We start from the raw sequence: 14,259 nt of genomic DNA on the forward strand, positions 1-14,259 counted from the left end.
TTAATTGGATTTATGTTCTGAATCCCCAATGAGAATTTTTCTCTCAGGCCTTGGGGATATCCAGTGTCTGCCCCTCGTGTATCAGGTCTTTTAAAAAACAGATAACCCTTTCATAGCGCTCCTCCTTTCCCTGCCAGACATTAAACCGCCTCGTTCATCCTCGCCAGCTTTGCCGCCTGGTCTGCCGCAATCAGATTATCCAGCAGTTCCTGAATATCCCCGTTCATAATAGAATCAATCTTATACAGTGTCAGTTTGATTCTGTGGTCCGTTACGCGGCCCTGAGGGAAGTTGTAGGTACGTATCTTCTCAGAACGGTCGCCGGTACCAATCTGGCTGCGGCGCTCCTCTGCCTCTGAGCTCTGGCGTTTTTCCAGCTCGATGTCGTACAGCTTGGAACGCAGCAGGCGGAATGCCTTCTCCTTATTCTGAAGCTGAGATTTCTCCGTCTGGCTGTAAATAACGATTCCCGTAGGGATATGGGTCAGACGAACTGCGGAGTCTGTTGTGTTGACGCACTGTCCGCCGTTGCCGGATGCACGCATGACGTCGATACGGCAGTCATTCATGTCAATCTGAACGTCCACTTCCTCGGCCTCAGGCATAACAGCCACAGTGGCAGTGGATGTATGGATGCGGCCGCCGGATTCCGTCTCAGGCACACGCTGGACGCGGTGCACGCCGCTCTCATATTTAAGCTTGGAGTATGCGCCTTTTCCGGTGACCATGGCAACTACTTCCTTGAAACCGCCGATGCCGTTTTCATTGAGGCTGACAATCTCCACCTTCCATCTCTGGCTGTCCGCATAGTTTGAATACATACGGTAAAGTTCAGCCGCAAACAGGGCAGCCTCATCGCCGCCTGCGCCTGCGCGGATTTCCAGGATAATATTCTTATCATCGTTAGGGTCCTTTGGAAGCAGAAGAATCTTAAGCTCATGCTCCAGGTCCTCAATCCGTTTCCTGGCGTCGGACAGCTCTTCCTTGGCCATCTCCCGCATCTCTTCGTCGTTCTCTTCCTCCAGAAGGGCCAGACTGTCCTCCACATCCTGCTTTGCCTGCTTGTACTGCTTATAGGCTTCCACAATAGGAGCCAGGTCAGCCTGCTCCTTCATGAGCCTGGTAAAACGCTTGGTATCCTGGGTCACATCCGGATCACCCAGCATAAGCATCAGTTCTTCATAATGAATCAACATATCATCCAGCTTATCAAACATATCTATCTCCTGCTCCTGCGATTATTCCAATTACAACCACTACATTAAACTGTTACCCTGTGTTCTCTCCAAATCCGGCATCCCGGACGGTCCCAGCCGGACATTTAAGTCCGGACTTTTAAATCCCAACCTCACTCCCCGGCTCTCACCACCCGGTCCTGTCCTGCCAAATCCTTAAACGTCCTCACGTCCCTGTATCCCCCGGACCGGAACAATCCTTCCACTGCCTCTGACTGGTCATATCCAATCTCCATATAGATACTTCCGCCCTTCGCCAGATGGTCACGTGCCTCTTCTGCCAGTATGCGGTAAAATGCCAGCCCGTCCCCACTTCCGTCCAGGGCAATCCTGGGCTCATGGTCCCTCACCTCCGGCTCAAGGCCCTCTATGACCCGGCTGGGGATATAAGGCGGGTTTGAGACAATGACATCAAAGGTCCTGTCCGTCTCCAGAGCACAAAACATATTGCTCTCAAACAACTCAAACACGCCCTCGTATCCGCCCAAAAGCCTGTCCCGGTTCCTGCCTGCCACCTTAAGGGCCTCAGCCGACACATCCAGGGCAGCCACATGACGGTATCTGCCCATAAGCGCCAGACTGATGGCAATGCACCCGGAACCGGTGCACATGTCCAGTATGCATTTTTCCCTGTCCTTCTGTTCTTCCAGGACCAGCTCCACCAATGTTTCCGTGTCCTGCCTTGGTATCAGAACATGTTCATTTACAAGGAACTCAAATCCCATGAACTCCTGAGTCCCGGTCAGGTGCTGGAGAGGGGTCCGGCCGGCCCTGATTTCTATGAGCCGCATAAATTCCCGGCATTTTCCCTCTGTCTCCTCATCCGGCCGCAGCTCCCTGCCCTTCATGGCCAGAAAAGATGCCATGTTCAGATGGAATACCTCCAGAAGCAGATACCTGGCATCCAGCTCCGGGTCCGGCACCTGGGCCTTATTCAGTTCCTGAACACCCTGCCACAGCAGCTGCTGCATGGTCATGTTTTACTGCTCCTTCACTGTCATTGCCGTTGTCATTGTCATTATGGTGCCTGCCTTCCTGCCATCCCGGAAAATTTTCATCCAGGTAAGCCCGCCAGTCAAACACAGTCTCCACTGCCGCGATGGCCACCTCTATCATGCTGTCATCCGGCTCCGTGGTGGTCAGTCCCTGCATCCACATGCCGGGACGGCTGAGCACATTCACCAGTCTGGAATCATGGCGTCCCGCAAAACGCAGGAACTCATAGGACACGCCCGCGATTACAGGTATCAGCACAATCCGGCTCACCACGCGCAGCCAGACAGTATCCACCCGGATGACCATGAAAAACAGGATGCTGATTACCATGACAATCATAATGAAGCTGGTGCCGCACCGTTTATGTTCCTTGGAACTTACCTTCACATTGTCCACTGTAAGCTCCAGCCCGTGCTCGATACAGTTGATGCACTTATGCTCTGAGCCGTGGTACATGAAGGTCCTCTTGATATCCTCCATGCGGGATACCAGCTTGATATAGGCTATGAAGATGGCTATTCGTATTACGCCCTCCAGTATGGCCATCACTGTATCGGAATGGATGAATCCTCTGCATATATTGGCAACGAACAGGGGAAGCACCATGAAAATACCAATTGCCATGACAAAGGAAAATATCATCACCACTGTCATGAGAGCGCTCTCCAGCTTCTCACCAAAGACCTTATCCAGCCACGCCTCAAATTTACCGGGCTTTGCCTCCTCATCGTCCTCAAAAAAACTGCAGGACCAGGTGAGGGCCCTCATGCCCACTACCATGGAATCTATAAAACTGAAAATACCTCTGACAAAGGGAATACCTAAGATCTTATGCTTCTTGGTCATACTCAAATAGGTATCCTTTTTCACCTCAATATCCCCGTCCGGCTTGCGGACCGCAATGGCGTAGTCATTGCCATTCTGCATCATGATGCCCTCGATTACGGCCTGACCACCAATTCCTGAATATTTCATCCCTTTAACCTTTCTGTTGTACGAAAAAGAAACCCTCTTTCCATGATTTCCCAAGAATTCAGAAAGGGCTGAGCCTGCTCCCAAGCTCAACCCTCATCTCTTTGCTTATTAGTTAGCATTCATGCCATATTTACGATTGAACTTATCAATACGTCCGCGAGCCTGAGCAGCCTTCTGCTGTCCGGTGTAGAATGAATGGCACTTGGAACAAACCTCAACGTGGATGTCCTGCTTTGTTGAACCGGTTACGAACTCATTACCACAGTTGCAGACAACCTTTGCCTGGTAATAGCTTGGATGGATTCCTTCTTTCATGATTTTCACCTCTCTGATATTATTTGCGGTTTCCGACCGCGGCCTGTGTATGCCAATCTGTCTCTGTACATTACAGGCAGCCGGCCGCATGCCGTCACCAGAACGCACAGATATCAGCAATAACTAAGTTAAACGCGCCCTCACCGTAAGGTTCTGACTCACGCGAACGCTAAAACTGCCGTCAATTCAGACAGCTTACATAGTATATCATAGAACCCCGGGACTTGCAATATATTTTTTTGAAAATACGGACAACTATATGGTTACTTCCAGCCTCCAGAACGATAAAAACGCAAAAACAGGACGCTGCCAAAGCTGTTTAACAGCTTATTTACAGCGTCCCGCTCTTGTGTTCTGTTATTTCTTACCCTTCATATCCCAGGGCTTCTTCCAATAAATGGCATCCACATTACACTCTTTCATACACTCGCCGCACTGTATGCACTCTCTGTCTCCCACCTGTCTGATATCCACTTTACAGTTGCGCACACAGCGCCCGCAGTCAATACAGGCGTCCCTGTCAATCTTCACCCCCAGCAAAGCCACAGGGGCAAACAGGGAATAGATGGCCCCCAGAGGACAGAGGAACCGGCAAAAGCTTCTGTATACAAAACAGGCGCTTACCAGTAGGACTGCCAGCACAAGGACCTTCCAGTGAAAGAGGGCTCCTGCCAGGCCTCCCAGGGACTCGTCCAGAAGCACCAGAGGAATTCCTCCCTCCAGGGTTCCCGCAGGACATATGTACTTACAGAAAGCAGGAACAGGAAGGCCGGAGACTGTCTTGAATACCACCGGCAGGATGATGACAAATACTGCCAGAATCACGTATTTCACCTTGGACAGCTCCCAGGTGACAGGGTTCTTTTTTATCTTGGGAACAGGTATCTTAAAGAGAAGCTCCTGCACCAGTCCAAAGGGACAGAGGAAACCGCATATGGTCCTTCCCATGGTAACCCCAAAAAGCAGGAGAACTCCCAATATATAGAAGGGAAGCTTCCTGTCCATGGCGGACAGGGCGTTCTGCAGGGTGCCTAACGGGCAGGAACCAACGGCTCCCGGACATGAATAGCAGTTAAGTCCGGGAACGCACAGTCCTTTGGACTTTCCCTTATAGATGGACGCCTCCGCAAATCCCTTCAGGTTCAGATTATATAATAATGCCGCACAAAGCTGTATCAAACGCCGTTTCATCGCTGCTGCCCTCTCATGGTCTTCTTCCGCTTCCTTCTCATCCGATTCCGATACATTCCAGGCACACCCTTACTGCCTTGCGGAAGGCATCCTGGTATCCTCCCTGGGCAGCTCCGATGCACAGGAATACTACGCCAAGGACAAGAAGGATGACCGCTGTCTTATTCTGTCTGCACCACTCCATCATCATATCAACGCTCCGTATCTTACACCCCAAGGGCTTCCTTATATCTCTCATACATAGTGTCCGCGTCCAGGGCGCCGGTGGATATATGGGTCACCTTGCCATCTGCGTCCAGCACCACTGTATACGGAATGGAATTAGTCGGATACAGCATGGAAATGGAATACCCCTCATCCAGTACCACCGGGAAGGTATATCCGTTCTCCTCCATAAAGTCCTTCACTGTCCCGGCATCATCTCCGCAATTCACCGCGATAATACCGATCTTATCCCCAAAATCATCCTTCAGGCGCTCAAATGCCGGCATCTCCTTGACGCATGGCCCGCACCAGGTTGCCCAGAAATTGATGATAACAGGTTTTCCCTGTAATTCGGACAGCGTAATGCTGGTGCCGTCAATGAGCTCCCCTGTAAAATCAGGAGCTTCCACGCCCTCCCTGATGGGCATGCCCGGCTTGAACTCAATCACACTGTCCCCCTGGTCTGCTGCCGCCTTTGCATCTGCCTGGCTGCCGCCTGCGGACTGCTCCTGTCCCGCTTCCCCGGCTTCCTGGGTCTTTCCTGGCTCAGACTCCTTCTTCCCTGTATCCTCCGCTTTCTCAGTCCCTGCGCCGCTCTTCTCAGTCCCTGCGCTTTCCTTCTCAGTCCCTCCGGCCTGCTCCGTTTTCCGGGCAGCCTTATCCTGGTCCGCCGTCTGGCTGCATCCCGTTATCTGCAAGGCCAGGAATAGGGCCAGCCAAACGCCTGCAACAGTCTTTTTCACGGCCTTTTTATCTCTGTAAAATTGTTCTTTTCTCATGTGTTATTCCTCCCTTTTCAACTATTGGAATAGACAAAAACCCAGAGAATGCCACTTGTGCCATTCTCTGGGTTTTACTCTAACATAATTATTATTTTCTGTCCACCCGGCTTTATGGGGTTTCTATGAAAGTTTTATTAAGCTTTCATGAAGATGCCTGCTACATCTCATCTACCACGGGAACCACTTCCCGCTCGCTGTAGTGGTGTGCTTCCTCAAGCATCATATCCTTTACCTTCATAAGCCTTGTCTGGGAGCTTCGCTCATTCTCATCCAGCTTCATGGTGATATAGCGGATGTTTGACTGGGTATCGGGAATCATCACGTGCTCCAGCGCGTTTACACGGCGGCGGGTCTTTTCAATCTCCGCTGCCATGAGCTGGCAGGATTTTTCGCACTCAGCCAGACGCAGCATATCAGGCAGTAAATCTGCCAGACTCTTCACCGCATCATCCAGGTCACTGGAAGTAAATGCAAAGCCGTAGGAATAGATGTCGTTAGGGTCTGAAGTCCTGGTCTTATACTTGAATACAGGAATCTCCACACTCATGACGTTCTTTGTCTCAGTTTCCAGATAGACCTCCTGCTTGGGAGCCATCAGGGCTACGTTCAGGGCCTCGTCTGTCATGCCGGAACGTGCCAGCACGAAATTCTGGTTCGCCGCAGCGATGCCTGCCTCCACCTTCTCGCGGAGGGCCTTGTTCTCACGCACCAGGTCCAGGAACTGACGCATCAATTCATCCCGCTTGTCTTTCAGAAGCTTATGTCCGCGGATGGCTGTCGCCAGCTTTTTCTTAAGGCGGGTAAGCTCCATACGGGTGGGATTTACATGTTTTGCACCCATGTTATGTCAACTTCCTTTCTGCCGGCCTGAAACCGGGGCGCGCGTCCTTTCCGCACATGGCGGCGGGCCGCACGCCTGCATGTTCCCTGCCGGGCTGTGACTGCCGGTTATTTTGCTTCGTAATATAAATCAAGGAATTTGTCCTTAATACGTTTCAGCTCGCTCCTTGGGAGGATGCGCAGAAGCTTCCAGCCGATTTCCATGGTCTCTTCGATATCACGGTCAGCGTAATAGCCCTGGGATACATACTCCTTCTCGAACTCGTCAGCAAATTTGGCATACAGCTTATCCATATCAGTCAGGGCTGCCTCGCCCAGTATAATCATCAGTTCCTTTGCGTCCTTACCACGGGCATAGGCTGCAAAGAGCTGGTTCATGACATCTGCATGGTCTGCGCGTGTCTTGCCTTCGCCGATACCCTTATCCTTAAGACGGGACAAGGATGGCAGTACATCAATTGGAGGTGTTACATTCTTACGGTACAGCTCACGGCTCAGGATAATCTGTCCCTCTGTGATGTAGCCTGTAAGGTCAGGAATCGGATGGGTCTTATCATCCTCAGGCATGGTAAGAATCGGAATCATGGTGATGGAACCGTTCTTGCCCTTCTGACGTCCGGCTCTCTCATACAGGGAAGCCAGGTCAGTGTACATATATCCGGGATAACCGCGGCGTCCGGGAACTTCCTTACGCGCTGCGGAAATCTCACGCAGTGAGTCTGCGTAGTTTGTAATATCAGTCAGGATAACCAGTACGTGCATGTTCTTTTCAAATGCCAGGTACTCTGCTGCTGTCAGCGCCATACGCGGAGTCGCGATACGCTCTACGGCAGGGTCGTTTGCCAGGTTGATGAACATGACGCTTCGGTCGATAGCGCCTGTCTCACGGAAGCTCTCCATGAAGAAGTTAGCCTCCTCGAAGGTGATACCCATGGCAGCAAACACAACGGCGAATGACTCGTCGGTGCCGCGCACCTTTGCCTGACGCGCAATCTGGGCAGCCAGGTTAGCATGGGGAAGACCGGATGCTGAGAAAATAGGCAGCTTCTGACCACGAACCAGGGTGTTCAGTCCATCGATGGCAGAAACACCGGTCTGGATAAACTCCTCAGGATAGCTTCTGGCTGCAGGGTTCATGGGCAGGCCGTTGATATCCATACGCTTCTCAGGCAGGATGTCGGGACCGCCGTCAATGGGCTTGCCCATGCCGTCAAACATACGGCTGAGCATATCCTCAGACACGCCTAATTCCATGGTACGTCCTAAAAAACGCACCTTACTGGAATCCAGGTTGATACCTGTAGACGCCTCGTACAGCTGTACCATGGCATTGCCGCCGTCTATCTCCAGTACCTTGCAGCGGCGTCTCTCGCCGTTAACCAGCTCGATTTCTCCCATCTCATCGTAGGTTACTCCCTGTACGCCGCGGACCAGCATAATAGGACCTGCTACCTCTTCAATTGTTCTATATTCCTTGGGCATTAGAAGTCCTCCTTTCTGCTCAGTTCACTGTTAATTTCTGACTCCAGGGTCTTGATGACATCCTCGTAAACCTTATCCAGGTCAGCTTCCTCTGTATATTTGAAACGGCCGATAGCCTCACGCACAGGAAGGCTTACAAGACGCTCAATATTCACGCCCTGTGCCAGAGCCTCTCCTGCCTTGTCATAGTATGCCATCATCAGCATCATCATCATGTGCTGTTTCTTTAAGGACGTGAATGTATCAATCTCGTGGAAGGCGTTCTGGTGAAGGAAGTCCTCACGGATGGAACGGGCTGCTTCCAGTTTCAGACGGTCAGGCGCGGATAATGCATCCATACCTACCAGCTGTACGATTTCATTCAACTCAGACTCTTCCTGCAGCAGGCGCATGAGACGCGCGCGCAGCTCGGTCCAGTCGCTCTCCACCTCTGCGTTAAACCATTTTTCCATGGTGTCCACATACAGGGAGTAGCTGGTCAGCCAGTTGATGGCCGGGAAATGTCTCTTATATGCCAGGTCGGCATCCAGGGACCAGAATACCTTTACGATACGCAGGGTAGCCTGTGTAACCGGCTCGGATATATCGCCGCCGGCAGGGGATACTGCTCCGATAACGGAAAGCGCGCCCTCGCGGTTGTCCTGGCCCAGGGAGATAACACGGCCGGCACGCTCGTAGAACTGTGCCAGACGGGAACCCAGGTATGCAGGGTAACCTTCCTCACCAGGCATTTCCTCCAGACGTCCTGACATCTCACGCAGAGCCTCGGCCCAACGGGATGTGGAGTCTGCCATCAGGGCTACGGAATAACCCATGTCACGGAAATACTCTGCAATGGTGATACCTGTATAGATAGATGCCTCACGGGCAGCAACAGGCATATCGGAGGTATTGGCAATCAGCACAGTACGCTCCATCAGGGACTTGCCTGTCTTTGGATCCTTCAGTTCCGGGAACTCGTTCAGAACGTCCGTCATTTCGTTTCCGCGCTCGCCGCAGCCAATGTAAACCACGATGTCAGCGTCAGCCCACTTGGCCAGCTGATGCTGTACAACCGTCTTGCCGGAACCGAAAGGTCCCGGAACAGCCGCAACACCGCCCTTTGCGATTGGGAACAGACAGTCAATAACACGCTGTCCTGTTACAAGAGGCATATCCGGGGACAGCTTTCTCTGATAGGGACGGCCTTTACGTACAGGCCACTTCTGCATCAGTGAAACAGGATGCTCCTGTCCCTTCCCGTCTGTCACAACAGCCACTGTATCGGTAACCGTGTACTCTCCGCCGCTGATATAGGTAAGGGTACCGCTTACGCCAACCGGAATCATGATTTTCTGCTGTACCACCTCGGTCTCCTGAACCGTACCGATAATGTCGCCGCCGACTACTTTGTCGCCCGCATTTGCAGTGGGTACGAAGGTCCATTTCTTCTCACGCTTCAGGGAGGGAACCTCCACACCGCGGTTCAAAAGGTTTCCGCCAGTCTTCTCCATAATGGCATCCAGCGGACGCTGGATACCGTCGTATATACTTCCAATCAGGCCAGGCCCCAGCTCCACGCTCATGGGTACGCCTGTGGATTCCACCGGCTCCCCGGGTCCCAGTCCGGATGTCTCCTCGTATACCTGGACGGAAGCCTTATCGCCATGAATCTCTATAATTTCGCCAATCAGACGCTGCTCGCTGACTCGAACCACGTCGAACATATTCGCGTCGCGCATGCCTTCTGCGATGACCAGCGGACCGGCTACTTTTTTAATTACGCCTTTGCTCATCTTTTACCTCCATTGTTATTGCCCATTAAATATAATATCCGAGCCAACTGCCTGCTCCACTGACTTCTTAACTGCCAGGATACCTTTTCCCGTATTGCCTGATATGCCGGGAATCAGTATGATGGCCGGAAGGCCAGCCTCACGGTAGCGGTTGATCTCCGGTTCAATCTGGGCGGCCAGGGCCTCTGTGATGTAAATCACCGCATAGCCGCTTTCTGCCAGCTCCTTAACCTTCTTTCCTGCCTCCGCCGGGTCTGTCAAAGGAAATGGTTCCAGACCCAGACCGGCAAAACCGTAGATACTGTCCCGGTCGCCCATAACTGCAATCTTATACATACATCTCCCTTATCCTTTCCCGGATGGACTCCTCGGGAAGATGGTTTAATTTCCCGGAAAGCACAATCCGAACTGATTTAATCTCGTTCTCCCGTGCCAGAATATAAGCTGCCAGCGGGCCCAGACCAAAGGCGCTGTACTGCTGGGGCTTAATCTTACGAATCAGCAGATTGTCGCACCACCGCTCAAAAGCTGAAGGTGAGCGCCGCAATTCGTCCACTGCATCTGCATAGGCCGTGGTTTCCAGGTATGACCCGATGGAATCCACGCCCTCTATGGCTGCCTGAGCCAGACGGGCAACATTAATGCTGCCGCATGGTGCCAGCGCCTGTTCCAGGAATGCCCTGTCCTTGCCGGTACGGGACGCCCGCACCGCCGTCTTTATATCTGCTGCCGCAACTGTCAGCTCCGCATAGAGTTCCAGGAACTCATTGCCGGAGGATTTACCAGCCTGGTAGATTGCATCCAGAGCCGCTTTGTCGATTATGATATCGCAGAGCTGCCCGTCCTGGGTGTGGAGGAGCGCCTTGTAGGCTTCCTCCGCAGGCGTTCTCATGGCCGCCGGAAGATTCTGGAATTCCCTGGTCTGAACCGCTTCACGTATAAGCTTCACATCCACAGTCCCCTGCTCCATAAAGATACCCGGGTATTCATCACCCATGCGGACCTCCTTGATGGCTGCCTTCAGATTGTGGTAGTCGTTGGCGTACAGGAATACGTCGAATACCGACATATCCTCCACCAGCTCATTAATCAGCTCCCAGGTCTTCCTCTTCTCAATGGCCAGGATATCTCCGGCATTTGTGATGCCGTCCTCTCCCCAGCCCTTCTCCGTAAGAAGCTGGATACACTCGTCATAGTCTTTTGCAGCTGTCAGCTGCTCTAAAAACGCACCGGATAGCAGGGACAATTCTTTGGAACGGATGCGGGCTACTGCATAAACATACTGTTTGTCTGCCATTTAATTAGTTCCTCCCTACGTTCATGAAAACAGAATCTCCTGCACTTTATCCTGTAATACCTCATGTGCTGCGTCAAAGAGAGCGTCAATGGAACAGTTCTCCTCAATTCCTCCATAAGTAAGCACAAAACCGCCGTCTATATCCCTGGTGTCTCCCGATATATGCAGCACTGCCCCTTTGTCCTTAAGCGAGGCATTTAACCTGTCCTCAAAGCCTTCGGGCAGGCGTTCCAAGTCCTTCTTTGAGAGCAGGAGCTCGCCTACGCCGGGCTGTGCGGATTTAACTGCCAGTTTCAGAATCATATCAAAGTAGGCACCGGTCTCAAGCCCCTTGAGTTCGGCCTTAGCCATCCCAATGGTTGCGCCGATGAGCCTCTGCTTTTCAGCCAGAACAGCACCCCGCTTCTTAAGTTCGGCTGCCGTACGTCCTCTTTCCAGAATGTTGGCTACCGCCTGTTTGGAGCGCCTCTCAATATCAACGCACTCCCTCTCTGCATCCGCACGGGCCTGTGACAGAATCTCATCTGCCTTGGAACGGGCTTCTGCCCTGGTGCGTTCCGCTGCTTTCTGGGACTCTTCTTTAATCTGGCTGATGATCTTATCTAATCCCGCCATGCCATGTTCTCCTTTCCTTAAGTCTCCTTATTTGGTATGCTGATTAAATGTTAAGGCCTGCAATACCAAAGATGGAAAGGATGGAGATCAGCAGGGCCAGGATGGCGTAAGTCTCAACCATGGCCGGGAAAATCATAGCTTTACCAAACTGCTCAGGTCTCTTGGCAACCAGGCCGATGCTTGCTGCTGCCGCCTTGCCCTGAGATGCGCCGGAAATCCAGCCCACAATGCCCATAGGAAGGCATGCCGCCAGGTATAAAGCGCCCTTTATTACGGAAAGGTCAGCGCTTCCGCCCATAATACCAATCTGTGTCAGTGTGATGAATGCAATCAGCAGTCCGTATATACCCTGTGTACCGGGAAGCAGCTGTAAAACCAGAACCTTACTGAACTTGTTAGGATCCTCTGTAACAACTCCGGCTGCAGCCTGACCTGCAATACCTACTCCAATAGCAGAACCTACTCCTGCAAAAAGCGCTGCGATTGCAGCTCCTAATAATGCTAAAGCAACTCCCATATTTCCCATAACTAAATGTCCTCCTTGACTTTATAATATTTGGTGTGAACGGCAAAGGGCTCAAATTTCCTTCCGCCGCCTTCATAAAACTTTCCAAAAAACTCTACATACTGCAGACGGTTAGTATGGACATATGCGCCCAGGGCATTGATTGCCAGGTTCAGGCTGTGTCCGATTACGAATACCAGTATGAATATGATTGCTCCCGGAATGGAACCGCCCATCATACTTCCCATCTTGTTAAATACTGTGGATATAACGCTGGTAGCCAGACCCAGGGCCAGAAGCCTGGAATAGGACAGGATGTCGCTCAGGTATGAGCTGACTCCGTATGCCCCGTAAAGGCCCTTAAGTATCCTCTTAACCCAGTTTTTGGATTCCCGTCCGCTGGTAAGTACAATACCCACAAAACCAATAGCTGCCGCGTAAGCAGCTACAGTACCCGCAACTGCCGGAAGCGTAAAGGTAAGACCCAGCATCTCGGTAAACATAGGCATGGTCAGCAGGTAGACAATACCGCCGCCAACCAGCATATACCAGAATATGGCGTCATATATACCGTCAGCCAGGCTGCCGTTCTTCACACAGGAGTAAAATTTGATTCCAAGTCCTATGAACAGGTGAAGAATACCAAGTCCAAATGCAAATACCAGAAGCTTCATAGGAAGGCTTACTGGCTCAAACCAGAGAGGAGCAAGCCTGATATCCGGCCGGTTGAAGAATGTGGTCGCGATAACATTCACCGCATCACCGAAAAAACTGCCGAACATAAAACCCCAGAACGTTGTGGAGATACCACAGTACATGAACATTTTCATGAACTTCTTCATTCCGGCTTCCATGTTCTTGAATTTGGTCAGGCAGTATGCGGTACCTGCCACCATGATAAGACCATAAGCCGCATCTGAGAGCATGAGCCCGAACTGTACATAGTAGAACAGCGCCACTATCATGGACGGGTCAATCTCGCCCTTGGACGGAACGCTGTAACTCTCAATAACGCCCTCCACAGGTTCTGCAAACTTATTGTTGTGGAGCAGGATTGGTACATCCTCATCATCTCCCGGTTCTGTGAACTCTACAGTCACCTCATATTTTTCCTGAAGCAGCTTCTCAAGCTTTGGAGCCGCGTTCTCAGGTACGTATCCGGTTATAAAGAATACACGTCTTGATTGGGCCAGGCCGTTTAACACACCGTATTTCTCAGCACGCATGGTATAGTAGTCCATAACGAACTTTATGAGTTCCCGGTCCGGAGCCATCTCCGCTACGGCCTTTTCCGCTTTCTCAATCTCCGCCTTTTCCCTTGCAAGTTCTTCTTCCAGCTGCTGCTGGCGTTTAGCAGGCACTGTCTGGCTGAGGGGCGGTTTCACAAAATTCATTTTCTTAAGCGCGTCTTCCACTGCTTCTGCATCCGGTTTTCCGCAGACAATGAAAAGACAGGTCTGCTCCTTGGATGCACTTACAATGGTCACGTCAATTGTCTCTGCCTGAGGTGCCAGCTCCCCAAGCTGTTCTGTTACCTGTTCCAGGGTGATCTCATCCTGGATGGAACCGATGAATGCCGCAGTTTTCTTTGTTCCCTTAAAATCAAGGGGCAGGTCAAAGGACCTCCATGGCACCAGTGCTTCCATCTGCTGCTCCAGCTTCGGAACCGCGGCACTGTGCTCGCCTATCTGCTTAGCAAGTTCCTGTAAACGGTAGGCCTTTTTCATGACCTCGTCGTGTTTGCCTGCATTGGCCTCATATTCGTCCAGGGAAAGTACCTCCCTGCCTTCGAACGAGGACAGCATGCCCTTCTCCTCAGGCGCGTACCTGTCCAGAATATTAATGGCCTGCTCTGCTATATTGGCATTTCGTTCAAAAACGGTTTTGGAAGACGTCACATCCATTCTGCTAAACATGTCATCTTCCTGCAGCACATTGCTGATTTCAAGTACCCCTTGGCGCTGCAGAAGCTCAAGGGTGCCCTTGCGATCCTTTTTCAGACCGCAGATCAGCACTTTTTTCATAGGCACTACTGCCAACCTTAAGC

Annotated in this window: 15 protein-coding genes; all 15 read right to left on the reverse strand. The window is 51.7% G+C overall.

Annotation, left to right across the window (positions count from 1 at the left end):
* Nucleotides 1-140 precede the first annotated feature (140 nt).
* Entirely contained in the window at nt 141-1,217 is a 1,077-nt protein-coding gene (gene prfA / locus G614_RS0110740) for a peptide chain release factor 1 (protein ID WP_027641936.1), read from the reverse strand.
* Between the two features lie 131 nt (nt 1,218-1,348).
* Nucleotides 1,349-2,212, reverse strand: a complete 864-nt coding sequence (gene prmC / locus G614_RS0110745; protein ID WP_027641937.1) for a peptide chain release factor N(5)-glutamine methyltransferase — start codon at nt 2,210-2,212, stop codon at nt 1,349-1,351.
* Nucleotides 2,166-3,290 carry a DUF1385 domain-containing protein gene (locus tag G614_RS0110750; protein WP_027641938.1) on the reverse strand — a complete coding sequence of 375 codons (1,125 nt, stop codon included), beginning with the start codon at nt 3,288-3,290 and terminating at the stop codon, nt 2,166-2,168. Before G614_RS0110750 ends, prmC begins: the two co-directional genes overlap by 47 nt.
* Nucleotides 3,291-3,314: 24 nt before the next feature.
* Nucleotides 3,315-3,521 carry a 50S ribosomal protein L31 gene (gene rpmE, locus G614_RS0110755; protein ID WP_002568352.1) on the reverse strand — a complete coding sequence of 69 codons (207 nt, stop codon included), beginning with the start codon at nt 3,519-3,521 and terminating at the stop codon, nt 3,315-3,317.
* A 357-nt stretch (nt 3,522-3,878) separates the two neighbouring features.
* Entirely contained in the window at nt 3,879-4,712 is an 834-nt protein-coding gene (locus G614_RS0110760) for a 4Fe-4S binding protein (RefSeq protein ID WP_027641939.1), read from the reverse strand.
* Nucleotides 4,713-4,749: 37 nt separating this feature from the next.
* Entirely contained in the window at nt 4,750-4,899 is a 150-nt protein-coding gene (locus tag G614_RS31235; RefSeq protein ID WP_334291506.1) for a CD1871A family CXXC motif-containing protein, read from the reverse strand.
* A gap of 19 nt (nt 4,900-4,918) precedes the next feature.
* Complete coding sequence (locus G614_RS0110770; RefSeq protein WP_027641940.1) at nt 4,919-5,695, reverse strand: TlpA family protein disulfide reductase; 777 nt, start codon at nt 5,693-5,695, stop codon at nt 4,919-4,921.
* Nucleotides 5,696-5,855: 160 nt separating this feature from the next.
* Nucleotides 5,856-6,539 (reverse strand): V-type ATP synthase subunit D, encoded by a 684-nt coding sequence (locus G614_RS0110775; RefSeq protein WP_002585713.1) that lies wholly within the window; start codon nt 6,537-6,539, stop codon nt 5,856-5,858.
* 107 nt (nt 6,540-6,646) lie between these two features.
* Entirely contained in the window at nt 6,647-8,020 is a 1,374-nt protein-coding gene (locus G614_RS0110780; RefSeq protein WP_002568364.1) for a V-type ATP synthase subunit B, read from the reverse strand.
* Nucleotides 8,020-9,795, reverse strand: a complete 1,776-nt coding sequence (locus G614_RS0110785; RefSeq protein WP_027641941.1) for a V-type ATP synthase subunit A — start codon at nt 9,793-9,795, stop codon at nt 8,020-8,022. Before G614_RS0110785 ends, G614_RS0110780 begins: the two co-directional genes overlap by 1 nt.
* A gap of 15 nt (nt 9,796-9,810) precedes the next feature.
* On the reverse strand, nt 9,811-10,131 hold the full coding sequence (locus G614_RS0110790) for a V-type ATP synthase subunit F (protein ID WP_027641942.1): 321 nt from the start codon (nt 10,129-10,131) through the stop codon (nt 9,811-9,813).
* Nucleotides 10,124-11,092, reverse strand: a complete 969-nt coding sequence (locus G614_RS0110795; protein WP_027641943.1) for a V-type ATPase subunit — start codon at nt 11,090-11,092, stop codon at nt 10,124-10,126. Before G614_RS0110795 ends, G614_RS0110790 begins: the two co-directional genes overlap by 8 nt.
* Nucleotides 11,093-11,113: 21 nt before the next feature.
* On the reverse strand, nt 11,114-11,707 hold the full coding sequence (locus G614_RS0110800) for a V-type ATP synthase subunit E (RefSeq protein ID WP_027641944.1): 594 nt from the start codon (nt 11,705-11,707) through the stop codon (nt 11,114-11,116).
* Nucleotides 11,708-11,750: 43 nt separating this feature from the next.
* Nucleotides 11,751-12,233, reverse strand: a complete 483-nt coding sequence (locus G614_RS0110805) for a V-type ATP synthase subunit K (RefSeq protein WP_027641945.1) — start codon at nt 12,231-12,233, stop codon at nt 11,751-11,753.
* Between the two features lie 2 nt (nt 12,234-12,235).
* Nucleotides 12,236-14,251, reverse strand: a complete 2,016-nt coding sequence (locus G614_RS0110810; protein ID WP_027641946.1) for a V-type ATP synthase subunit I — start codon at nt 14,249-14,251, stop codon at nt 12,236-12,238.
* Between the last annotated feature and the right edge of the window lie 8 nt (nt 14,252-14,259).

Source organism: [Clostridium] clostridioforme AGR2157, assembly GCF_000424325.1.
In the GTDB taxonomy this organism is placed as follows: domain Bacteria; phylum Bacillota; class Clostridia; order Lachnospirales; family Lachnospiraceae; genus Enterocloster; species Enterocloster clostridioformis_A.